At 59.0% G+C, this 16946-nt stretch carries 18 protein-coding genes; 6 read left to right on the top strand and 12 right to left on the bottom strand.

Annotated features, from left to right (window positions below; all coding sequences use genetic code 11):
* Window positions 1-264: 264 nt before the first annotated feature.
* The 3 genes from VMV64_RS01300 to VMV64_RS01290 all read left to right on the top strand — a co-directional run bounded on the left by VMV64_RS01300 (window position 265) and on the right by VMV64_RS01290 (window position 2937).
* The gene (locus tag VMV64_RS01300) at window positions 265-1176 is read left to right on the top strand and encodes an ice-binding family protein (RefSeq protein ID WP_325328137.1); all 912 of its coding nucleotides are present in this window, start codon (window positions 265-267) and stop codon (window positions 1174-1176) included.
* Between the two features lie 456 nt (window positions 1177-1632).
* Window positions 1633-2037 carry a DUF4398 domain-containing protein gene (locus tag VMV64_RS01295; protein ID WP_325328136.1) on the top strand — a complete coding sequence of 135 codons (405 nt, stop codon included), beginning with the start codon at window positions 1633-1635 and terminating at the stop codon, window positions 2035-2037.
* A 12-nt stretch (window positions 2038-2049) separates the two neighbouring features.
* Window positions 2050-2937, top strand: a complete 888-nt coding sequence (locus VMV64_RS01290; RefSeq protein ID WP_325328135.1) for an OmpA family protein — start codon at window positions 2050-2052, stop codon at window positions 2935-2937.
* 99 nt (window positions 2938-3036) lie between these two features.
* On the opposite strand, the gene ubiD is transcribed toward VMV64_RS01290, so the two are convergent.
* Together ubiD and VMV64_RS01280 are read right to left on the bottom strand one after the other, a co-directional pair.
* Window positions 3037-4500 carry a 4-hydroxy-3-polyprenylbenzoate decarboxylase gene (gene ubiD / locus VMV64_RS01285; protein ID WP_325328134.1) on the bottom strand — a complete coding sequence of 488 codons (1464 nt, stop codon included), beginning with the start codon at window positions 4498-4500 and terminating at the stop codon, window positions 3037-3039.
* The gene (locus VMV64_RS01280; RefSeq protein WP_325328133.1) at window positions 4497-4835 is read right to left on the bottom strand and encodes a hypothetical protein; all 339 of its coding nucleotides are present in this window, start codon (window positions 4833-4835) and stop codon (window positions 4497-4499) included. Before VMV64_RS01280 ends, ubiD begins: the two co-directional genes overlap by 4 nt.
* 209 nt (window positions 4836-5044) lie before the next feature.
* On the opposite strand from VMV64_RS01280, the gene VMV64_RS01275 reads away from it, so the two are divergent.
* On the top strand, window positions 5045-5329 hold the full coding sequence (locus tag VMV64_RS01275; RefSeq protein WP_325328132.1) for a hypothetical protein: 285 nt from the start codon (window positions 5045-5047) through the stop codon (window positions 5327-5329).
* A 57-nt stretch (window positions 5330-5386) separates the two neighbouring features.
* On the opposite strand, the gene VMV64_RS01270 is transcribed toward VMV64_RS01275, so the two are convergent.
* The 10 genes from VMV64_RS01270 to VMV64_RS01225 all read right to left on the bottom strand — a co-directional run bounded on the left by VMV64_RS01270 (window position 5387) and on the right by VMV64_RS01225 (window position 14827).
* Window positions 5387-5845: a cytochrome c gene (locus tag VMV64_RS01270; RefSeq protein WP_325328131.1), complete on the bottom strand. Its 459-nt coding sequence runs from the start codon at window positions 5843-5845 to the stop codon at window positions 5387-5389.
* An 8-nt stretch (window positions 5846-5853) separates the two neighbouring features.
* Window positions 5854-6474 carry a cation diffusion facilitator family transporter gene (locus tag VMV64_RS01265; RefSeq protein WP_325328130.1) on the bottom strand — a complete coding sequence of 207 codons (621 nt, stop codon included), beginning with the start codon at window positions 6472-6474 and terminating at the stop codon, window positions 5854-5856.
* A 10-nt stretch (window positions 6475-6484) separates the two neighbouring features.
* Complete coding sequence (ubiA, locus tag VMV64_RS01260) at window positions 6485-7375, bottom strand: 4-hydroxybenzoate octaprenyltransferase (RefSeq protein ID WP_325328129.1); 891 nt, start codon at window positions 7373-7375, stop codon at window positions 6485-6487.
* On the bottom strand, window positions 7372-7902 hold the full coding sequence (locus VMV64_RS01255; RefSeq protein ID WP_325328128.1) for a chorismate--pyruvate lyase family protein: 531 nt from the start codon (window positions 7900-7902) through the stop codon (window positions 7372-7374). The genes ubiA and VMV64_RS01255 overlap by 4 nt, the downstream gene beginning before the upstream one ends.
* Window positions 7903-8060: 158 nt before the next feature.
* Window positions 8061-10094 (bottom strand): ATP-dependent DNA helicase RecG, encoded by a 2034-nt coding sequence (gene recG, locus VMV64_RS01250; protein WP_325328127.1) that lies wholly within the window; start codon window positions 10092-10094, stop codon window positions 8061-8063.
* A complete protein-coding gene (locus VMV64_RS01245; RefSeq protein ID WP_325328126.1) occupies window positions 10091-10471 on the bottom strand; it encodes a RidA family protein in 381 nt (126 codons plus the stop codon). The genes recG and VMV64_RS01245 overlap by 4 nt, the downstream gene beginning before the upstream one ends.
* A 249-nt stretch (window positions 10472-10720) precedes the next feature.
* Complete coding sequence (locus VMV64_RS01240) at window positions 10721-12838, bottom strand: bifunctional (p)ppGpp synthetase/guanosine-3',5'-bis(diphosphate) 3'-pyrophosphohydrolase (RefSeq protein WP_325328125.1); 2118 nt, start codon at window positions 12836-12838, stop codon at window positions 10721-10723.
* Window positions 12839-13035: 197 nt separating this feature from the next.
* Window positions 13036-13242, bottom strand: a complete 207-nt coding sequence (gene rpoZ, locus VMV64_RS01235; protein ID WP_325328124.1) for a DNA-directed RNA polymerase subunit omega — start codon at window positions 13240-13242, stop codon at window positions 13036-13038.
* A gap of 29 nt (window positions 13243-13271) precedes the next feature.
* The gene (gene gmk / locus VMV64_RS01230) at window positions 13272-13883 is read right to left on the bottom strand and encodes a guanylate kinase (RefSeq protein ID WP_325328123.1); all 612 of its coding nucleotides are present in this window, start codon (window positions 13881-13883) and stop codon (window positions 13272-13274) included.
* Window positions 13884-13960: 77 nt separating this feature from the next.
* A complete protein-coding gene (locus VMV64_RS01225; RefSeq protein ID WP_325328122.1) occupies window positions 13961-14827 on the bottom strand; it encodes a YicC/YloC family endoribonuclease in 867 nt (288 codons plus the stop codon).
* Window positions 14828-15034: 207 nt separating this feature from the next.
* On the opposite strand from VMV64_RS01225, the gene VMV64_RS01220 reads away from it, so the two are divergent.
* Complete coding sequence (locus tag VMV64_RS01220; RefSeq protein ID WP_325328121.1) at window positions 15035-15994, top strand: serine/threonine-protein kinase; 960 nt, start codon at window positions 15035-15037, stop codon at window positions 15992-15994.
* Window positions 15991-16905 (top strand): PP2C family protein-serine/threonine phosphatase, encoded by a 915-nt coding sequence (locus tag VMV64_RS01215; protein ID WP_325328120.1) that lies wholly within the window; start codon window positions 15991-15993, stop codon window positions 16903-16905. The genes VMV64_RS01220 and VMV64_RS01215 overlap by 4 nt, the downstream gene beginning before the upstream one ends.
* Window positions 16906-16946 lie beyond the last annotated feature (41 nt).

Raw genomic sequence — 16946 nt, 5'->3', positions numbered from 1 at the left:
CGCAGATGGCCGCGATTGTCCTCGTCATAGTCGGTTGTTCCTCAATACTCCTCCCGTTCATTCCCGCCATCCTTTTCGCGGTGGTGGTGTGCATTTCGACCTGGCCCCTTTATGTGCGGCGACTACGTGGGACGCTGTAGGGCAAATCCACGCCTGCGGCACTGATTGATTCCTTCCGCTTCAAACAGCGCAAGAAATTCGAACTGAAGCTCAAGTAAAACAGGCATTCCCGAAGATGCGCTGCCAATCCATGCTTTTCTCCTTATGTGCGATAGCGAACGGAATATCCCGCAACAGAAGCGGATATTGGTCTTTGCCTTGGTGCAACAAATCGAGATTCATTTTTCAGGAGAAACGCAAATGGACAGGTCCGAAAACATTTTCAAACCGCTGACGTGGTTGATGGCATTCTTGCTGGTCGCTTTTGCCGCCGGATGTGGAAGCGGCGGGGGAGGGGGCTCGTCTACAATTGAACCCACAACCGCCCCAGGTACCGGCACAGGCTTAAACAACCTGGGTAAAGGCCCGGCGCCCGTGGTGATGGGAACTGCTGGCAATTTTGTGATTCTGGCTGAATCGGCGATTACAAACGTTCCGACTTCCGCGGTTGCCGGGGATGTAGGCTTGAGTCCTGGGACAGGCGCTGGCATAGGCTTAACATGCGCGCAAGTGACTGGGACAATATACAGCGTCGATGCTGCTGGCCCTCTTCCCTGTGTGGTGACGGACGCTGCTCGGTTAACCGCAGCTATAGGCGACAAGGGGTTAGCGTACACCGATGCTACAGGAAGAGCGCCCGATTACACTGAACTGGGGACCGGAAATATTGGCGGGATGAATCTTTCCCCCGGCACCTACAAATGGGGGACCGGAGTTTCAATACCGGCGGATGTCACGCTAACAGGCGGCCCGAACGATGTCTGGATCTTCCAGATAGCGCAAGGCCTCACCGTAGGTTCGGGTGTGCAGGTTATCCTTGCCGGTGGCGCACTGCCCAAAAACGTTTACTGGGCGACCTTCGCAGCTGCTGACCTTGGAACAACCTCGAAATTTAATGGGGTAATACTGTCTCAAACATCAATCACCATGAAGACTGGTGCATCGATAAACGGCAGATTGTTGGCAGGGACTGCGGTCAATTTTGATCAGAACACGGTTACACAACCTGCTCCATAAGGCCTGCAGGACAGAGATGTGAAGCAGTTAATAAAAGGCCGTCGCGAGACGGCCTTTTGCATTATCCATTGGCGTCCATTATCGCCCCCCTTTCAGACTGACTAAAGCCGGTACTTAAACCTTGGGATAGCCAATTGATCTGATTATGCATTATGTGCGGCACCGCACAGTGCGCGTCGGTTAGGAGGAGTCTAATTATTGCAGACGGTTCGAAGAACCGGGTTTTTTCCGATAGGGCCATTCAAATTTTGATGCGGCGTGAATATTTCATGCCGCGGACCTCAGTCTTGGGAGATCGGCATGAGCGTCACTCAGGGCAGAATCGCCAGAAAGGTAGCAACATGAAAACGCAAGCCCTCAAAGCTGACAAATTTCCCCACCTCAGCATCGAGATGATGTGGATCTGCCTCGCCGTCCTCGCTGTCGCCATGGGTTGGATTCCGACTTAAGGAAAAATTGAAAATTGTCGCAAACGCAATAAACAAATTAAATCAAATGATGCGCAGGATCGGTGTAACCGTAGCCGCTGCAATCTCTATGGCGGGTTGCGCAAGCACTCCGGCACCTACAGAACAGATGGCCGTTTCCAAGGCTGCGCTTAGCAATGCAAGCAGCGCCGGGGGGAATGAGTTTGCACCGCTACAGCTCAAGTCTGCGATGGAAAAGATGGATGCCGCAGAGCAGGCAATGGCAGAGAAAGATTATGTGCATGCCCGGCAACTGGCGGAACAAGCACAGGCAGACGCCCAACTAGCCGGAGCGATGGCGCATTCAGTCAAGGCAAAAAAAGCAGCTGACGCCTTGCAGGAAGATAGTCGCGTGCTACGCCAAGAAATCGGCCGTAAAAACAAGTCATCCTGAATGGAGTTCATCATGCAAAAAAATCTGTACTTTCCCATGACCTTGATCGCGGTCGCGGTTTTTTCTGGTTGCAGTTCCGGGCCGCAAAATTCATCTCTCGCAGAAGCGCATAGCAGTTACAACAGCGCACGATCCGACCCACAGGTCATGAATCTGGCTGCGGTTGAATTGTTGCAAGCCGGCGAGACTCTGAATAAGGCGGACACGGCATTGAACAAAGGTGAAAGTGATGCCGCAGTCAATCAACTAGCCCATATGACCAAGATGCAAGTGGGAATCGCGCAGGAAACTGCCCAGCGGAAAACATATGAATTAGCGGTCACCAATGCCAGCACCAAACGCGACCAAGTCCGTCTCGAAGCGAGAACGATCGAAGCCGATGCGGCCAATCAGCAGGTTGCGATCATGCAGGAAACCGCCGATCAGCAAGCGGCTGCATTGGCGGCTGGCCGCGCCGAAGCGGAACGTGACCAGGCACTGATTGCTCAACAGGAAATGCAACTCAAGGAGTTGAATGCCAAGAAAACGGAACGCGGCCTGGTGATGACGCTAGGCGACGTATTGTTCAGCACCAACAAGGCGCAGCTGGAATTGGGCGGGATGCGCAAGATGCAACAACTGGCCGATTTCCTCAAGCAATACCCGCAACACAAGGTGTTGGTTGAAGGTTACACCGACAGCACCGGCAGTAGCAGCCTCAATCAGGAGCTCTCTGATCGACGCGCCAATGCCGTGCGGACGGCTTTGGTCGACAGGGGGATTAGCGGCAACCGTGTCGCTACGCGCGGTTATGGTGAGGCGTTTCCGATTGCCAGCAACGACAATGCCGCCAGACGTCTGTTGAATCGGCGGGTGGAAATCATCCTCTCCAACGGCAACGGCAATATCGCTCCACGCTAGGCGCTCGAGGAAAAACCTGAGCCATGCAGTAAGGTCATGGCGTTCGTTTTAATGTGAACGTCGCGCAGCAACACTTCCACCAAGGCGGGGGTTGTACGATTACAAGCCGAGCGTTCCCCATATTTCGTCCACCTTGCGCTTCACGTCGGCGTCCATCACGATCGTCCGGCCCCATTCGCGCGCGGTTTCTCCCTGCCACTTGTTGGTGGCGTCCATGCCCATCTTCGAGCCGAGGCCGCTGACCGGGCTGGCGAAATCAAGGTAGTCGATCGGCGTGTTTTCGACCAATAACGTATCCCGCGCCGGATCCATGCGGGTGGTCATGGCCCAGATCACTTCCTTCCAGTCGCGGATGTTGACGTCGTCGTCGGTGACGATAATGAACTTGGTGTACATGAACTGGCGCAGGAACGACCACACTCCGAACATCACCCGCTTGGCGTGGCCGGCGTACTGCTTCTTGATGCTGACCACGGCGAGGCGATAGGAGCAGCCTTCCGGCGGCAGGTAGAAATCGGTGATTTCGGGGAACTGTTTCTGCAGCAGCGGCACGAACACTTCGTTCAACGCCACGCCGAGGATGGCCGGTTCGTCCGGCGGCTTGCCGGTGTAGGTGCTGTGGTAGATCGGGTTGCGGCGCATGGTGATGCGCTCGATGGTGAACACCGGAAACTCGGCCTGTTCGTTGTAATAGCCGGTGTGGTCGCCGTAAGGCCCTTCCAGTGCCATCTCGCCGGGATGGATCACGCCTTCCAGCACGATCTCGGCGCTGGCCGGGACTTGCAGGTCGGATCCCAGGGCTTTGACCACCTCGGTCTTGGAGCCGCGCAGGAGTCCGGCAAACTGGTATTCGCTCAGGGAATCGGGCACCGGCGTCACCGCACCGAGGATGGTGGCCGGGTCGGCGCCCAGCGCCACTGCCACGGGAAAAGGCTGGCCGGGATGGGCCTGCTTGAAATCGCGGAAATCCAGCGCGCCGCCGCGGTGGGCGAGCCAGCGCATGATCACCTTGTTCGGGGCGATTACCTGCTGGCGGTAGATGCCGAGGTTCTGCCGCTTCTTCAGCGGCCCGCGCGTGATCACCAGCCCCCAGGTGATGAGCGGCGCCACGTCGCCCGGCCAGCAGGTCTGGATCGGCAGACTGGCCAGGTCCACATCCGCGCCTTCCCAGACGACTTCCTGGCAGGGCGCGGAAGACAGCTCCTTCGGCGCCATGTTGAGCACCTGCCTGAACAGCGGGAGTTTGTCCCAGGCGTCCTTCAGCCCCTTGGGCGGCTCGGGTTCCTTGAGGAAAGCCAGCAGCTTGCCAACTTCTCTAAGCGCCTCGACACTGTCTTCGCCCATGCCCATGGCGACGCGCCTGGGCGTGCCGAACAGATTGGCCAGCACCGGGATACCGTGGCCTTTGGGGTTTTCGAACAGGATCGCCGGTCCCCCCGCTTTCAGCACGCGGTCGCAGATTTCGGTCATTTCCAGGCGGGGATCGACTTCAGCGACTATGCGCTTGAGTTCGCCCTGTTTTTCCAGTTGCGAAATGAAGTCGCGCAGATCTTTGTATTTCATTGCGGCACTATTTCCTTGCCTTCGTTGAGGCGTAGCCAGCCTTTGACGATGCGGTAAATCACCCAGATGCAGTCAGCTGCCAGGATAAACCAGCCGATGATGAGGATAAAGGTGATGGCGCCGATTGCCCCCCACAGCAGGCTGAACCAGAAAGTGCGGATCTGCCAGCGGAAGTGGGATTCCAGCCAGGTGCCCTTGACGTCGTCCAGTTTCACATAGTTGATGATGATGGCGACGATGTAGGGAAGACCGAACCCTAGAATCGCAATCGCCTGCAGGGCATAGACCACAGTGGTCAATGTTTTTAGGTTGGTGTCGCTGACCGGGTCGGTCATGATTTTTCCTCCCAGCCTACACGGATAGGCCAGCGAATTTCAAAATGTACAGAGTAGCGGAATGGTTTTGCTCAGGCAACTCTTGTCCAGGCAGAGTGCAGTTCGTTATGTTGATCGCTTCTTTCTGAATGGTTTGTCAACCGCTATACGCGAGCCACGTTATTGAATTCACAGGTGGGAAACCACCGTACTTCATAACGGAGGCGTAGATGGGCAGTCTTAGCAATGAGTCCTTTGATGAATTCCTGGATTCTCTGAAGGAAGCGGGTGTGGTCATCAGCAACGAGCGCGAGTTGCGCGAGCGGCTCGCGGAAGTCCAGCGCTGGCGCTTTGCTTTCGCGACGCTGGCTTCCAACGGTGGCAGGATCGGCATCCGTTTCGAAGGCCGTAGCGCCGGCGTGAACGAGGCTGAAATTCACCGTGCCTTTGCCCAGTTCCAGCTCCCTGAGAGCCTGGAAGCCGCTTTTGCCGCCAGCCTTAAGGTCGGGTCTTAATCATTCGCCATCGCCGTGCATTTTGCCCGGTGTCACAACCAGCCGGTCATGGGGTGGTCAGCGCGTGCGGAAAGCCATGTGACAGGCCACGCAGCTAGCCATGACTTTTTGCAGTGCGGCGTAGGTCTTGGCCGTATCGCCTCGTTTCGCCACCTGGGCAAATTCGCTGGCCGCAGCGTGCATGTCCCAGCCTATCTGACGCATGGCATCAGGCATGAAACGCCCCGGCCCCTGGCCGCGCGCCGTCACGGCGTGCTTGCCCATGGAGCTGTAGCCCAGGCGGTTTTCTGCGGTTTCCGCAGCGGCAGCCAGGTTGTTTTCCGCCAGATATCCGAAAATTTCATTCAGTGCCACGAGGTGATCCTGCATGTCGGTGCGCATCAGGGTACGGGGCAGTTCGGGCATGGTGACCAGCTGGCGGTGATCCTGCGGAGGGGTCGGTGGCTGCATGGGTTGCTGCGCCAGAGCCAGAGGGCTTGGTAACAGCAGGGCAAGGGAAATCAGAGCGTGGCGCATGGAGCCTCCTAGTGGGATTGGGTGCGTAATGCTGCCATGGATTGCCATAGCACGGAGAACGCAGATTTGAGGAACAGGGCGGCAATGGCGCCGCCGACAATAATATCCGGCCAGCGCGACTGGGTGAAGATGACCGCGATGCCGGCCACGATCACGCCCGCATTGGCGAACAGGTCGTTGCGCGAGCACAGCCACACCGAGCTCATGTTGAGGTTGTCGGCGCGGTGGCGATAGAGCAGCAGGAAGCATCCGGTATTGGCGGCCAGCGCCAGCAAGCCAATGACGCCGATGGCTTCGCCGTCGGGCAGGATGGGATGGAGCGTTTTGTAAACCGCCTCCGCCGCCACGCCCAGGCCGAAGGCGAGCATGATCAGGCCTTTCAGCAGCGCCGCCCGTGCCTGCCACATCTCGTCGCGGGTCAGAACATACAGGCTGAAGCCATACACCAGCGCATCACCCAGCATGTCCGAGGCATCCGCTAGCAGGGAAGTGGAATGTGCGGCCATGCCGGCGACAGCTTCCACCACGAACATGACGACGTTGACGGCCAGCACGATCTTAAGCACGCGGCCATGGTTGGCGCGCATGGCATTCAGGGTGCAGGATTTGTTTTCACAGCAGCCGGTCATGAAAAATCCGTTACAAAAAACCGCGCAGACCGAACAAAGTCGCGCTGTAGTAGTTAAGCAGGATACCGCAGAACAGCGCAGCGCCGAACCAGTTGTTATGCAGGAACGCCTTGAAACACTTGGCGCGATCGCGTTGTCTGATCAGGGTGTAATGGTAGGCGGCGACGCCGGCAGCGGCAGCGAGTCCGGCGTAATAGGCCCAGCCCATTCCGAGTTTGAACCCGACGCCGGCGAGGATGGTCAGCGTTGCGCCATAGCTCAGCATTACCGCCAGAATGTCGTATTGGCCGAAGGTAATGGCCGAGGTCTTGATGCCGATTCTGAGGTCATCGTCGCGATCCACCATGGCGTATTCGGTGTCGTAGGCGATCGCCCAGAATACGTTGGCGGCGAGCATCGCCCACGCCACAGCGGGCACTGCGCCGGTCTGGGCGGCGAACCCCATCGGGATGCCGAAGCCGAAAGCGATGCCGAGGTAGGCCTGGGGAATGGCGAAGAAACGCTTGGTGAAGGGATAGCTGGCGGCGAGAAACACTGCCGCGACCGAGAGCTGGAGGGTCAGGGTATTGAGGCGCAGGATCAGCAGGAAGGACAGCAGCACCAGCACTGCGAACAGTGCCAGAGCTTCCTTCTTGCTTACCAGCCCGGCGGCGAGAGGACGGTTCTTGGTACGTTCGACATGCGGGTCGAAATCGCGGTCGGCGTAGTCGTTGATGACGCAGCCGGCCGAGCGCATCAGTACCGTACCGAGGACGAAAATCCACAGGATGATCCAGTTCGGCTGGCCATTCGAGGATAGCCACAGCGCCCACAGCGTCGGCCACAGCAGGAGCAGGATGCCGATCGGCTTGTCGAGCCGCATCAGTCTTTCGTATTGGGTGAGCCGTTCTGCCAGCGTCACTGACTTAACTCCAGAATGCCCGGCAGGAACACTTCCGTGACCAGGATTGGCCGGCCTTCCAGGTAAAACACCGAGCGCCGCGCCCACAGGCTGGCAGGCGGGTTCGGCAGGACGGTGCAGGCACGTCGATACAGCGCATCGCGCCGGTTGAGTTTCTTGAAGTGCAATGGCGTGCGCTGCACGCGCGGGTTGGCAAATAGTGCCGCGCCCAGCGGTTTGCTGCCGAGCCGGCCCAGGCTTTGCCAGGTGCCGTGCAGGCTGGTGGCGGGCAGCACGCTGTGGGCGAAAATCAGCGGCGTTTCTCCGCAGTACAGAAACACGTCGCGCAGCAGCGCGCGCGAGTGGCGCTTCAACGCAACCATGTGGCGCTCGGAAGGCAGGGCCACACCGTAGTGCTGCTGCACATGGCGCACGCTGAAGGCGGCGCAGCGGGCCTGGATGCGCCGGGTGAGCGAGCCACGGTCGAGCAGCCAGGGGCGGTAACGGGCACAGCTTTCCGACAGGCGTTGTTGCCACGAAGGGTGCAATTCGGGTTCCTAAAGGATTATTGTTGCGACATTATCCTACAAAAACCTTAGAACCGCAGAGCCACAGTAGGGAGCTAGGTGTGAGGTTGTGCAGGAGCGGGCTTGCCCGCGATTAGTGCCCATTATCGCGGGCAAGCCCGCTCCTAACAGCGCCAGCATCATACCTTCAAGTATTGTTCCGCACCCGCCAGCCATCGCTGCAAATGTCGTTCCGCTACCTCCGGCTGCTCGGCGATGATTTTCTCGGCGGCGTGCCGTGCCGCCTCGAGTAACTTCTGGTCCAGCTCGATATCGGCGATATGAAGCAGCGGCACGCCGCTCTGACGCGCACCGAGGAATTCGCCGGGGCCGCGCAGCAGCAAGTCCTGGCGCGCGATTTCGAAGCCGTCGCTGTTTTCGTAGATGATCTTCAGGCGCGCACGCGCCGTTTCCGACAGCGGGGTCTGGTAAAGCAGGATGCATGCGCTTTTTGCCGCGCCCCGGCCGACTCGCCCGCGCAACTGGTGGAGTTGGGACAGTCCGAAGCGCTCGGCGTGCTCGATCACCATCAGCGAGGCATTGGGCACATCCACCCCGACCTCGATCACCGTGGTGGCGACCAGCAGCTGGATATCCCCCGCCTTGAAGGCTGCCATGGTGGCCGCCTTGTCGCGTGCGTGCAGGCGGCCGTGCACCAGCCCCACTTTAAGCTCCGGGAAGGTGGCGGTCAGGGTTTCGAAGGTTTCCATCGCGGTCTTGAGCTGCAGGGTTTCCGACTCCTCGATCAGCGGGCACACCCAGTAGGTCTGGCGGCCATTAAGGCAGGCCTCGCGCACGCGCGCGACCACCTCGTCGCGGCGGCTGTCGCTGACCAGCTTGGTGACCACCGGCATGCGTCCCGGCGGCAGTTCGTCGATCACCGAAACGTCGAGGTCGGCGTAATAGCTCATCGACAGGGTGCGCGGGATCGGGGTGGCGCTCATCATCAGCTGGTGCGGCTGGGTACCCTTCTGCCGCAGCGCGAGACGCTGGTGGACGCCGAAGCGATGTTGCTCGTCGATGATCGCCAGACCGAGGTTGCAGAACACGACCTGTTCCTGAAACAGGGCATGGGTGCCGATCGCGAGCTGGGCTTCTCCTTCCGCGACTGCCGTGAGTGCCACCTGCTTTTCTTTTTTCGGCAGACTTGCCGCCAGCCAGACGACGCGCAGGCCAAGCGGCGCCAGCCAGGCGGAGAGTTTCTGGTAATGCTGTTCGGCGAGGATTTCGGTGGGGGCCATGATCGCCGCCTGAAAGCCGTTTTCAATTGCCTGCAAAGCCGCCAGCGCCGCAACCACGGTTTTGCCGCTGCCAACGTCGCCCTGCAACAGCCGCTGCATCGGGTGAGGCTTGGCCAGGTCGCTGGTGATTTCCGCCATGACGCGCTGCTGGGCGTTGGTGAGCGGGAACGGCAGCGCTGCCAGCAGGGCGTGGGTGAGGTGTTGCCGGGGCGGCATCGGGGCGGCGGACTGCGCGCGCCGCCGCCGGTAATGCTGGTGCATGGAAAGCTGCTGTGCCAGCAGTTCGTCGAACTTGAGCCGCTGCCAGGCAGGGTGGGTGCGTTCGGCCAGCAACTCGATAGGCGCATCCGGCGGGGGCTGGTGCAGATAGGTGATGCTTTCTGCAAAGGCAGGCAAACCCAGCGGATGCAGTACCTCGTTGGGCAGGGTATCGGCCAGGTCGCATTCGGCGAGGGCGGCCTGTACCAGTTTGCGCAGGGCGGCTTGCCCCAGTCCGGCGGTGGTGGGATAGATCGGCGTCAGCGCCTCGGCGACCGGCATGTTTTCACTCACCATGCGGTACTGCGGATGCACCATTTCCATGCCGAAAAAGCCGTGGCGCATTTCTCCGAACAGACGCACGCGCTTGCCCGGGGCAAGCTGCTTGATCTGGCTGGGGTAAAAATTCAGAAAACGCAGCGTCATCATGCCGCTGCCATCCTCAACCCGGCATACCAGGGTACGGCGCGGGCGATACTGGACGGTGGTGTCGGTAATTTCGCCTTCGACCTGGACGCCTTGGCCCAGTGGTGCATGGGCGATGGGATGGATGCGGGTTTCGTCCTGGTAGCGCAGCGGCAGATGCAGCAGCAGGTCGTGGGCGGTGAACAGGCCGAGCTTGTCGAGCTTGGCCTGGATCGCCTTGCTTGCCTTGATGGACGGCGCTGCGGTCATTCAGTGACGAGTATGGCGTCCATTTCCACCAGCGCGCCGCGCGGCAGTTCCTTCACGCCTACCGCGGCCCGCGCTGGGTAGGGCTGGTCGAAATAATGCGCCATGATCTCGTTGACTTTGGCGAAGTGGGTCAGGTCGGTCAGGTAGACGTTGAGCTTGGCAGTATGGTTGAGGCTGCAGCCAGCGGCCTTGGCGACCTCGCCCAAGTTGAGGAACACCTGGTGGATCTGGGCCTCGATGCCCTCGACCAGGATCATGGTCTGCGCATCCAGTCCGATCTGGCCGGACAGGTAAACTGTGTCGCCGACCTTCACTCCCTGGGAATAGGTGCCGATGGCGGCAGGGGCACTGGGGGTGGAGAGGATTTGTTTGGCCATGGCGTTTCCTTTCTGTGCAAATTTTATGTAAACAAAGAGTTTGTAGGGTGCGCCTTGCGCACCCATTTGTTTTATAGCCGGGGGCAGCCCGGCGGGCTGGTTACCTTTCTTGCTTCGCCAAGAAAGGTAACCCAAAGAAGGCGACCCCATTCCGCCGCCCTCCGCTACGCTGCGGGTTCCCTGTGTTGCTCGTCAAGCCGGGCAGCCCCGGCACCCAAACACCTGCGCGCAGCGCACCCTACTCCTAAATCACCCCTTCACCCGCGTAATCCTCACCACTTCCGTGATCTTGCGCAAACTGCGCATCACGTTGGCGAGGTGGATGCGGTTTTCAACCTGCAGGGTGAAGTTCATGGTGGTGTAGGCGCTGCCGTCCTCTTCTTCCATGCTGACATTGTCGATGTTCGATCCGGCGTCGGCGATGGCGGCGGCGACCTTGGCCAGCACTCCACGCTGATTCGCCACCACCAGCTTGATGTTGATGTCGAACGGTTTTTTCGGCGCGGACGGGTCCCATTCCACATCCAGCCATTTGTCCGTGTCGGCGCGATCCTTGGCAATCACCGGGCAGTCGTGGGTATGGATGACCAGGCCCTGGCCTTTCTTGATGAAGCCGATGATCGGGTCGCCCGGAATCGGCCGGCAGCATTTGGCAAACTGCACCGCCATGCCTTCGGTGCCGCGGATGGTGATCGGCCCAACCGGAACATGCTTGCGCTCTTCCGCCATTTCGGTGATGGCAAGCAGGTGGCGCGCAACGATAATATTGAGGCGTTTGCCGAGGCCGATATCGGCAAGGATTTCCTGCTTGTGCTTGCCGCTGCATTCGCGCAGCAGCTTGTCCCACTGGGCTTCGCTGATTTCCGCCGGATCTGCGCCCAGGGCACGTAGCGCCTGATTGAGCAGGCGTTCGCCCAGAGCTGCGGATTCATCGTACTGCATGGTCTTGAGGAAATGCCGGATGTGCGAGCGTGCCTTGCCGGTGATGACGTAATTGAGCCAGGTCGGGTTGGGCTTGGCATGGGCGGCGGTCACAATTTCCACTTGGTCGCCGTTTCTCAGTTCTGTCCGTAGCGGCATCAGTTCCTGGTTGATTTTCACCGCGACGCAGCGGTTGCCGACGTCGGTATGCACGGCGTAGGCGAAATCCACCCCGGTGGCGCCGCGCGGCAGCGCCATGATCTTGCCCTTGGGGGTGAAGACGTAAACCTCGTCGGGGAACAGGTCGACCTTGATGTGTTCCAGGAATTCGGTGGCATCGCCGCTTTCCGACTGAATCTCCAGCAGGCTTTGCAGCCACTGGTGGGTCTTCTGCTGCATCTCGTTGATCTCGGCTTCGCCGCTCTTGTAGAGCCAGTGGGAGGCGACGCCGGCTTCGGCGATCTTGTGCATGTCCTGGCTGCGAATCTGGATTTCGATCGGCGTGCCGAACGGCCCGAACAGGGTGGTGTGCAGGGACTGGTAGCCATTCGCCTTGGGGATGGCGATGTAGTCCTTGAACTTTCCCGGAATCGGCTTGTAGAGCTGGTGCAGGGCCCCCAAGGTGAGATAGCAGGTGGGAACGTCTTTGACGATGACGCGAAACCCGTAAATATCGAAAACTTCGGAAAAGGTCAGGGATTTGCCCTGCATTTTTTTGTAAATGCTGTACAGATGCTTCTCGCGCCCGGTGATGGCGGCCTCGATCTGGCTATCCTTGAGCTTCTGCTTGATCGCCTCCAGCACCTTTCCCACTACTTCGCGGCGGTTTCCACGCGCAGCCTTGACGGCCTTGGCCAGCACATCGAATCGGTTGGGGTAGAGATGGCGGAAGCTCAAATCCTCCAGCTCGTCGTAAACGCTGTTCAGCCCCAGGCGGTTGGCGATCGGTGCGTAGATTTCCAGAGTCTCGCGCGCGATGCGCTGGCGTTTGTCCGGGGCCATTGCGCCGAGCGTGCGCATGTTGTGCAGGCGGTCGGCGATCTTGATCAGGATGACGCGCACATCGCGCGCCATCGCCAACAGCATCTTGCGGAAATTTTCGGCCTGGGCGTGGACTTCGGTCTGGAACTCGATCTTGTCCAGCTTGGATACGCCGTCTACCAGCTCGGCCACCGCCTTGCCGAATTTTTCGCCGATTTCCTGCTTGGTGATGGCGGTGTCTTCCATCACGTCGTGCAGCAGCGCAGCCATCAGCGCCTGGCCGTCGAGGTGCCACTCTGCCAGGATTCCGGCGACCGCAAGGGGGTGGGAAATATAGGGTTCGCCGCTTACCCTGAACTGGCCGGTGTGGGCGGACTCGCTGAAGCGGTAGGCCGCCTCGATCTGGGCGGTGTCCTCTGGTTTGAGGTAGGTGAGGCGGGAGGTGAGATCCGAAACGTTAGGCATTTTATGTAGGTTGGGTTAGGCGCGGTTTTTGCGCCGTAACCCAACAGACCCAATCTTCCTTCGTGTGTTGGTTTTGCCTAGAGGCACCTACTTTTGGTTGGGTCTGTTGGGTTATGCGATAAAGCCGCTAACCCAACCTACATTTATCTGCGTAATTTGTGCAGAGGGACTCTGTGTTTGGGCCACTCAGCACTCGATCAGGCCAGGCCGCGGTTGAGGATCTCCACACCAACCTTGCCCTGGGCAATTTCGCGCAGGGCGATGACGGTGGGTTTGTCGCGGTTGGCTTCCACCATCGGAGTGCCGCCCTGGGCAATCTGGCGAGCGCGTACGGTGGCGACCAGGGCCAGCTCGAAACGGTTGGTGATGGTCTTCATGCAGTCGTCTACGGTAATGCGTGCCATGCTAGCTTCCTTTGATTGAGTGATGCTGGTTATTTCATTTTGCCGATCATGTCGGCATGGACGCTGAGTTGCCGGCTTGCAGTCAGCCGCTGTGCGCGGATCACGCTGATCAGATCCTGCAGCGCCGTTTCGAAAATATCGTTAATTATAACATAATCAAACTCTTCCACATGACCGATATCCTCACGGGCGGCAGCCAGACGACGCGCAATGATTTCCTCGGAGTCCTGTCCACGCCCTGTGAGCCGCGCGAGCAGGGCTTCCAGCGAGGGCGGCAGAATGAAAATGCCGGTTGCCCGGGGGAAGATTTTCCTGACCTGGGCGGCACCTTGCCAGTCGATTTCCAGCAAGATGTCGGTGCCGGAATTCATGGCGCTTTCGATCCAAGGCTGGGAGGTGCCATAGCGGTTGCCGTAAACCTGGGCGCTTTCGAGGAAATCGCCCCGTTCCAGCATCTCGAGAAATTTTTGTTCGGTGACGAAATGATAGTCCTTGCCGTCCACTTCGCCCGGCCGCGCAGGGCGAGTGGTGTAGGAAACAGATAGCTTTACCTGGCTGTCGTTTTGCAGCAGCGCCCGCACCAGGCTGGTCTTGCCCGCACCGGATGGCGCGGTGACGATGAATAGATTTCCACTGGCCATAATGTCATTCCATGGGTAAAGGGGTGATGAGTGATGGGTCATGGGTGAGTTGTGGTGGACTCGTTACCCATTCCCCATCACTCGATATTTTGAATTTGCTCGCGCATCTGCTCGATGAGTACCTTGAGTTCCATCGCCGTCTGCGTCGTTTCGGACGCAGCCGATTTGGAACCCAGGGTATTGGCTTCGCGGTTGAGCTCCTGCATCAGGAAATCCAGCCGTTTGCCCACGGCGCCGCCTTTTTCGAGGATGCGCCGCATTTCGGTGAGATGGGTTTGCAGCCGCGACAGTTCTTCGTCCACGTCGATCTTCTGGGCGAACAAAGCGATTTCCTGGCGGATGCGGTCATCGTCGCCAGTCCCCATGACTTCCTTGAGGCGGGCGGCGAGTTTTTCCTGGTAGGCCGCGATCAGCCTTGGAATATGCGGCAATACGTCCGCCACCAGGGTGTCCATCTGCCCGACGCGCTGCAGCAAAAAGGTTTTGAGCTTCTCTCCCTCGCGCTGGCGAGTGGCGGAGAGCTCGTCGAGGCCCCTGCGCAACAGGGGCAGACAGGCTTCCTGTAGCCCTTCCATGCCGACGCTTTCGCCTTCGATGACGCCGGGCCAGCGCAGCAAGTCCGCCACGCCGAGCGGCTGACCGTGGGTCAGCAGCTCCTGCAGCGAGCGTCCGAGCTCGGCCAACTGATCGGCCAGCACGGTGTTGAGGCGCAGGGAGGTTTGACCCGCGCTGCGCGCGGTGAAATTCAGCCGGCATTCCACCTTGCCTCGGCTTAGTGCACCGCTGATCATCTCGCGCAGGGCAGGTTCCAGCGCGCGGAAAGATTCATCCAGGCGGAAGTGAGTTTCAAGGTAGCGCGAGTTGACCGAGCGCAGTTCCAGGCTCAGGGAGCCCGGCTCCAGTTCCTGTGTCACTGCGGCAAATCCGGTCATGCTGTAAATCATGGGCGTCTCATTTCTGCTTCGATCTTCACAAAATCATTACTTCGGGTTTCGGGTGTAGGGCGTTTTAATAGAGGGCGGAGTGAGGAGAAAAGTCAAAAGCGGCTGGCTTTACTCGTCACCCATCACTTTTCACCCCTTACTGTTTAGGCTTTACTTTGCCCAGCCAAATCAGAATAATGGTTGAGGTTCAATCATACAGATGGTGCGATGGCCTCACAACCCAATCAGGCTCTTCCTCACGGCCACCAGTTGCTCAATTACCGTATCGACAAGCAGATCAGCTCAGGCGGCTTCAGCCTGGTTTACTTGGCGCATGACGAGAACGAATTGCCGGTGGCGATCAAGGAGTATCTGCCCAGCGCTTTGGTGCTACGGGAATCAGGCTCACTGGTGCAAGCTTCTTCAGCGGAAAATCTGAATGTGTTTCGTTATGGAATGAAATGCTTTTTCGAGGAAGGGTTAGCGCTTGCCCGGATCGCTCACCCCAACGTGGTACGGGTGACCAACTTCTTTCGTGCCAATGAAACGGTTTATCTGGTGATGCAGTACGAGCGCGGCCGGACGCTGCAGGATTACATCCTGCATCGCAAGAAAGAGATCGGGGAAAACTTCATCCGGCGCATTTTCGCCGAAATGCTCGGTGGCCTGCGCGAGGTACATGCCCACAAAATACTGCACCTCGATATCAAGCCATCGAATATCTACATTCGTCTCGACGGCTCCCCGCTGTTACTGGATTTTGGCGCGGCACGGCAGACGCTGACCCAGGAAAAATCCAGCCTCACCCCGATGTACACGCCAGGTTTCGCCGCGCCGGAGCAATACGGTCACGACCGCGATGCGCTCGGCCCATGGACCGATATTTACGGCGTCGGCGCGAGCATGTTCGCCTGCCTTTCCGGCTTTGCTCCCCAGGCGGCCAATATGCGCCTGGAACAGGACAAGCAGGAGTCGGTAAAAAAACTATGGAGCGGTCATTATTCCGAGCACTTGCTTGAACTCATCGACTGGTGCCTGAAACTGGATCCGCTGGAACGGCCGCAGAGCGTGTTCGTGGTGCAAAAGGCACTGCTGGAGAAGGATAAGGTGCCGGAAGTGCAGAAAAAAGCCTCGCTGTTGCATAGCATCCGCAATAAATTCAGCAAAACAAAAACGGGTGGCCGGTGAAATTTTCGATTTTCCAGTCCAGCCGTCAGGGTGGACGCAGATACAACCAGGATCGCCTGGCCTATTCCTACAGTCGGGACGCGCTGCTGATGGTGGTGGCCGATGGCATGGGCGGCCATTTTCACGGTGAGATCGCCTCCCAGATCGCGGTGCAGTTTCTGGTGGAAAACTTTCAGAAGCAGGCGACGCCGGCGCTAAAAGATCCGTTCCGCTTCCTGATCGACACCATTAGCCAGGCGCACGAAGCCATTGGCGATTATGTCCTGGCGCATGGCCTGAGCGAGCACCCCCGCACCACCTGCGTGGCTTGCGTGGTGCAGGATGATCATGCCTACTGGGCTCATGTCGGGGATACTCGCTTGTACTTCTTTCATGGCGGCAAGCTGGCGTCCCGCACCCGCGACCATTCCCTGGTCCAGCAACTGTTCGAGCAGGGCATAATCACCGAGGATGAGATGACCACGCATCCCGAGCGCAACAAGGTTTACAGTTGCCTGGGCGGCCCCATTCCCCCCGATATCGAGTTGTCGCGCAAGATGCAGCTGCGCGAAGGGGACACCCTGCTGTTGTGTTCCGACGGCCTGTGGAGCCCGCTTTCGACGGACGAGATCGCCTCGATTCTCAATACCTACCCGATTGCTTCCGCCGTTCCCGAATTGCTCGACCATGCCGAATTGCGCAGCGGCGAGGATGGCGACAACCTGAGCGCGATCGGCATGCGCTGGGGTGACGAAAAACTGTTCACCCCGCGCTCGATATCCACCGCCACCATGCCATTGGACAGCTATACGGTGCAACTTAATACCTTCAGTGTGGAGCGAGGTACGGAAGGCGAGCAGGATGTGACGGAGGCGGACATCGAGCGCGCGATTGCCGAGATCCAGGCGGCGATCCGGAAATACTCCAAATAAACAGGCGTTATAATGGCGCCATTTTTCTGAACCAGAGGACA

This window comes from Sulfuricella sp., assembly GCF_035531155.1.
Taxonomy (GTDB): Bacteria; Pseudomonadota; Gammaproteobacteria; order Burkholderiales; family Sulfuricellaceae; genus Sulfuricella.
Note: the sequence above shows the minus strand (reverse complement) of the source record. Positions and strands in the feature narration are given on the sequence as shown.

Bases quoted from the DNA above. Each gene is read 5' to 3' on its own strand.
- VMV64_RS01275 (WP_325328132.1), top strand. From the start codon at position 5,045: ATGGGCAGTCTTAGCAATGAGTCCTTTGATGAATTCCTGGATTCTCTG.
- VMV64_RS01270 (WP_325328131.1), bottom strand. From the start codon at position 5,845: ATGCGCCACGCTCTGATTTCCCTTGCCCTGCTGTTACCAAGCCCTCTG.
- VMV64_RS01265 (WP_325328130.1), bottom strand. From the start codon at position 6,474: ATGACCGGCTGCTGTGAAAACAAATCCTGCACCCTGAATGCCATGCGC.
- VMV64_RS01240 (WP_325328125.1), bottom strand. From the start codon at position 12,838: ATGCCTAACGTTTCGGATCTCACCTCCCGCCTCACCTACCTCAAACCA.
- VMV64_RS01290 (WP_325328135.1), top strand. From the start codon at position 2,050: ATGCAAAAAAATCTGTACTTTCCCATGACCTTGATCGCGGTCGCGGTT.
- recG (WP_325328127.1), bottom strand. From the start codon at position 10,094: ATGACCGCAGCGCCGTCCATCAAGGCAAGCAAGGCGATCCAGGCCAAG.
- rpoZ (WP_325328124.1), bottom strand. From the start codon at position 13,242: ATGGCACGCATTACCGTAGACGACTGCATGAAGACCATCACCAACCGT.
- VMV64_RS01225 (WP_325328122.1), bottom strand. From the start codon at position 14,827: ATGATTTACAGCATGACCGGATTTGCCGCAGTGACACAGGAACTGGAG.
- gmk (WP_325328123.1), bottom strand. From the start codon at position 13,883: ATGGCCAGTGGAAATCTATTCATCGTCACCGCGCCATCCGGTGCGGGC.
- VMV64_RS01245 (WP_325328126.1), bottom strand. From the start codon at position 10,471: ATGGCCAAACAAATCCTCTCCACCCCCAGTGCCCCTGCCGCCATCGGC.
- VMV64_RS01300 (WP_325328137.1), top strand. From the start codon at position 265: ATGTGCGATAGCGAACGGAATATCCCGCAACAGAAGCGGATATTGGTC.
- VMV64_RS01220 (WP_325328121.1), top strand. From the start codon at position 15,035: ATGGCCTCACAACCCAATCAGGCTCTTCCTCACGGCCACCAGTTGCTC.
- ubiD (WP_325328134.1), bottom strand. From the start codon at position 4,500: ATGAAATACAAAGATCTGCGCGACTTCATTTCGCAACTGGAAAAACAG.
- VMV64_RS01280 (WP_325328133.1), bottom strand. From the start codon at position 4,835: ATGACCGACCCGGTCAGCGACACCAACCTAAAAACATTGACCACTGTG.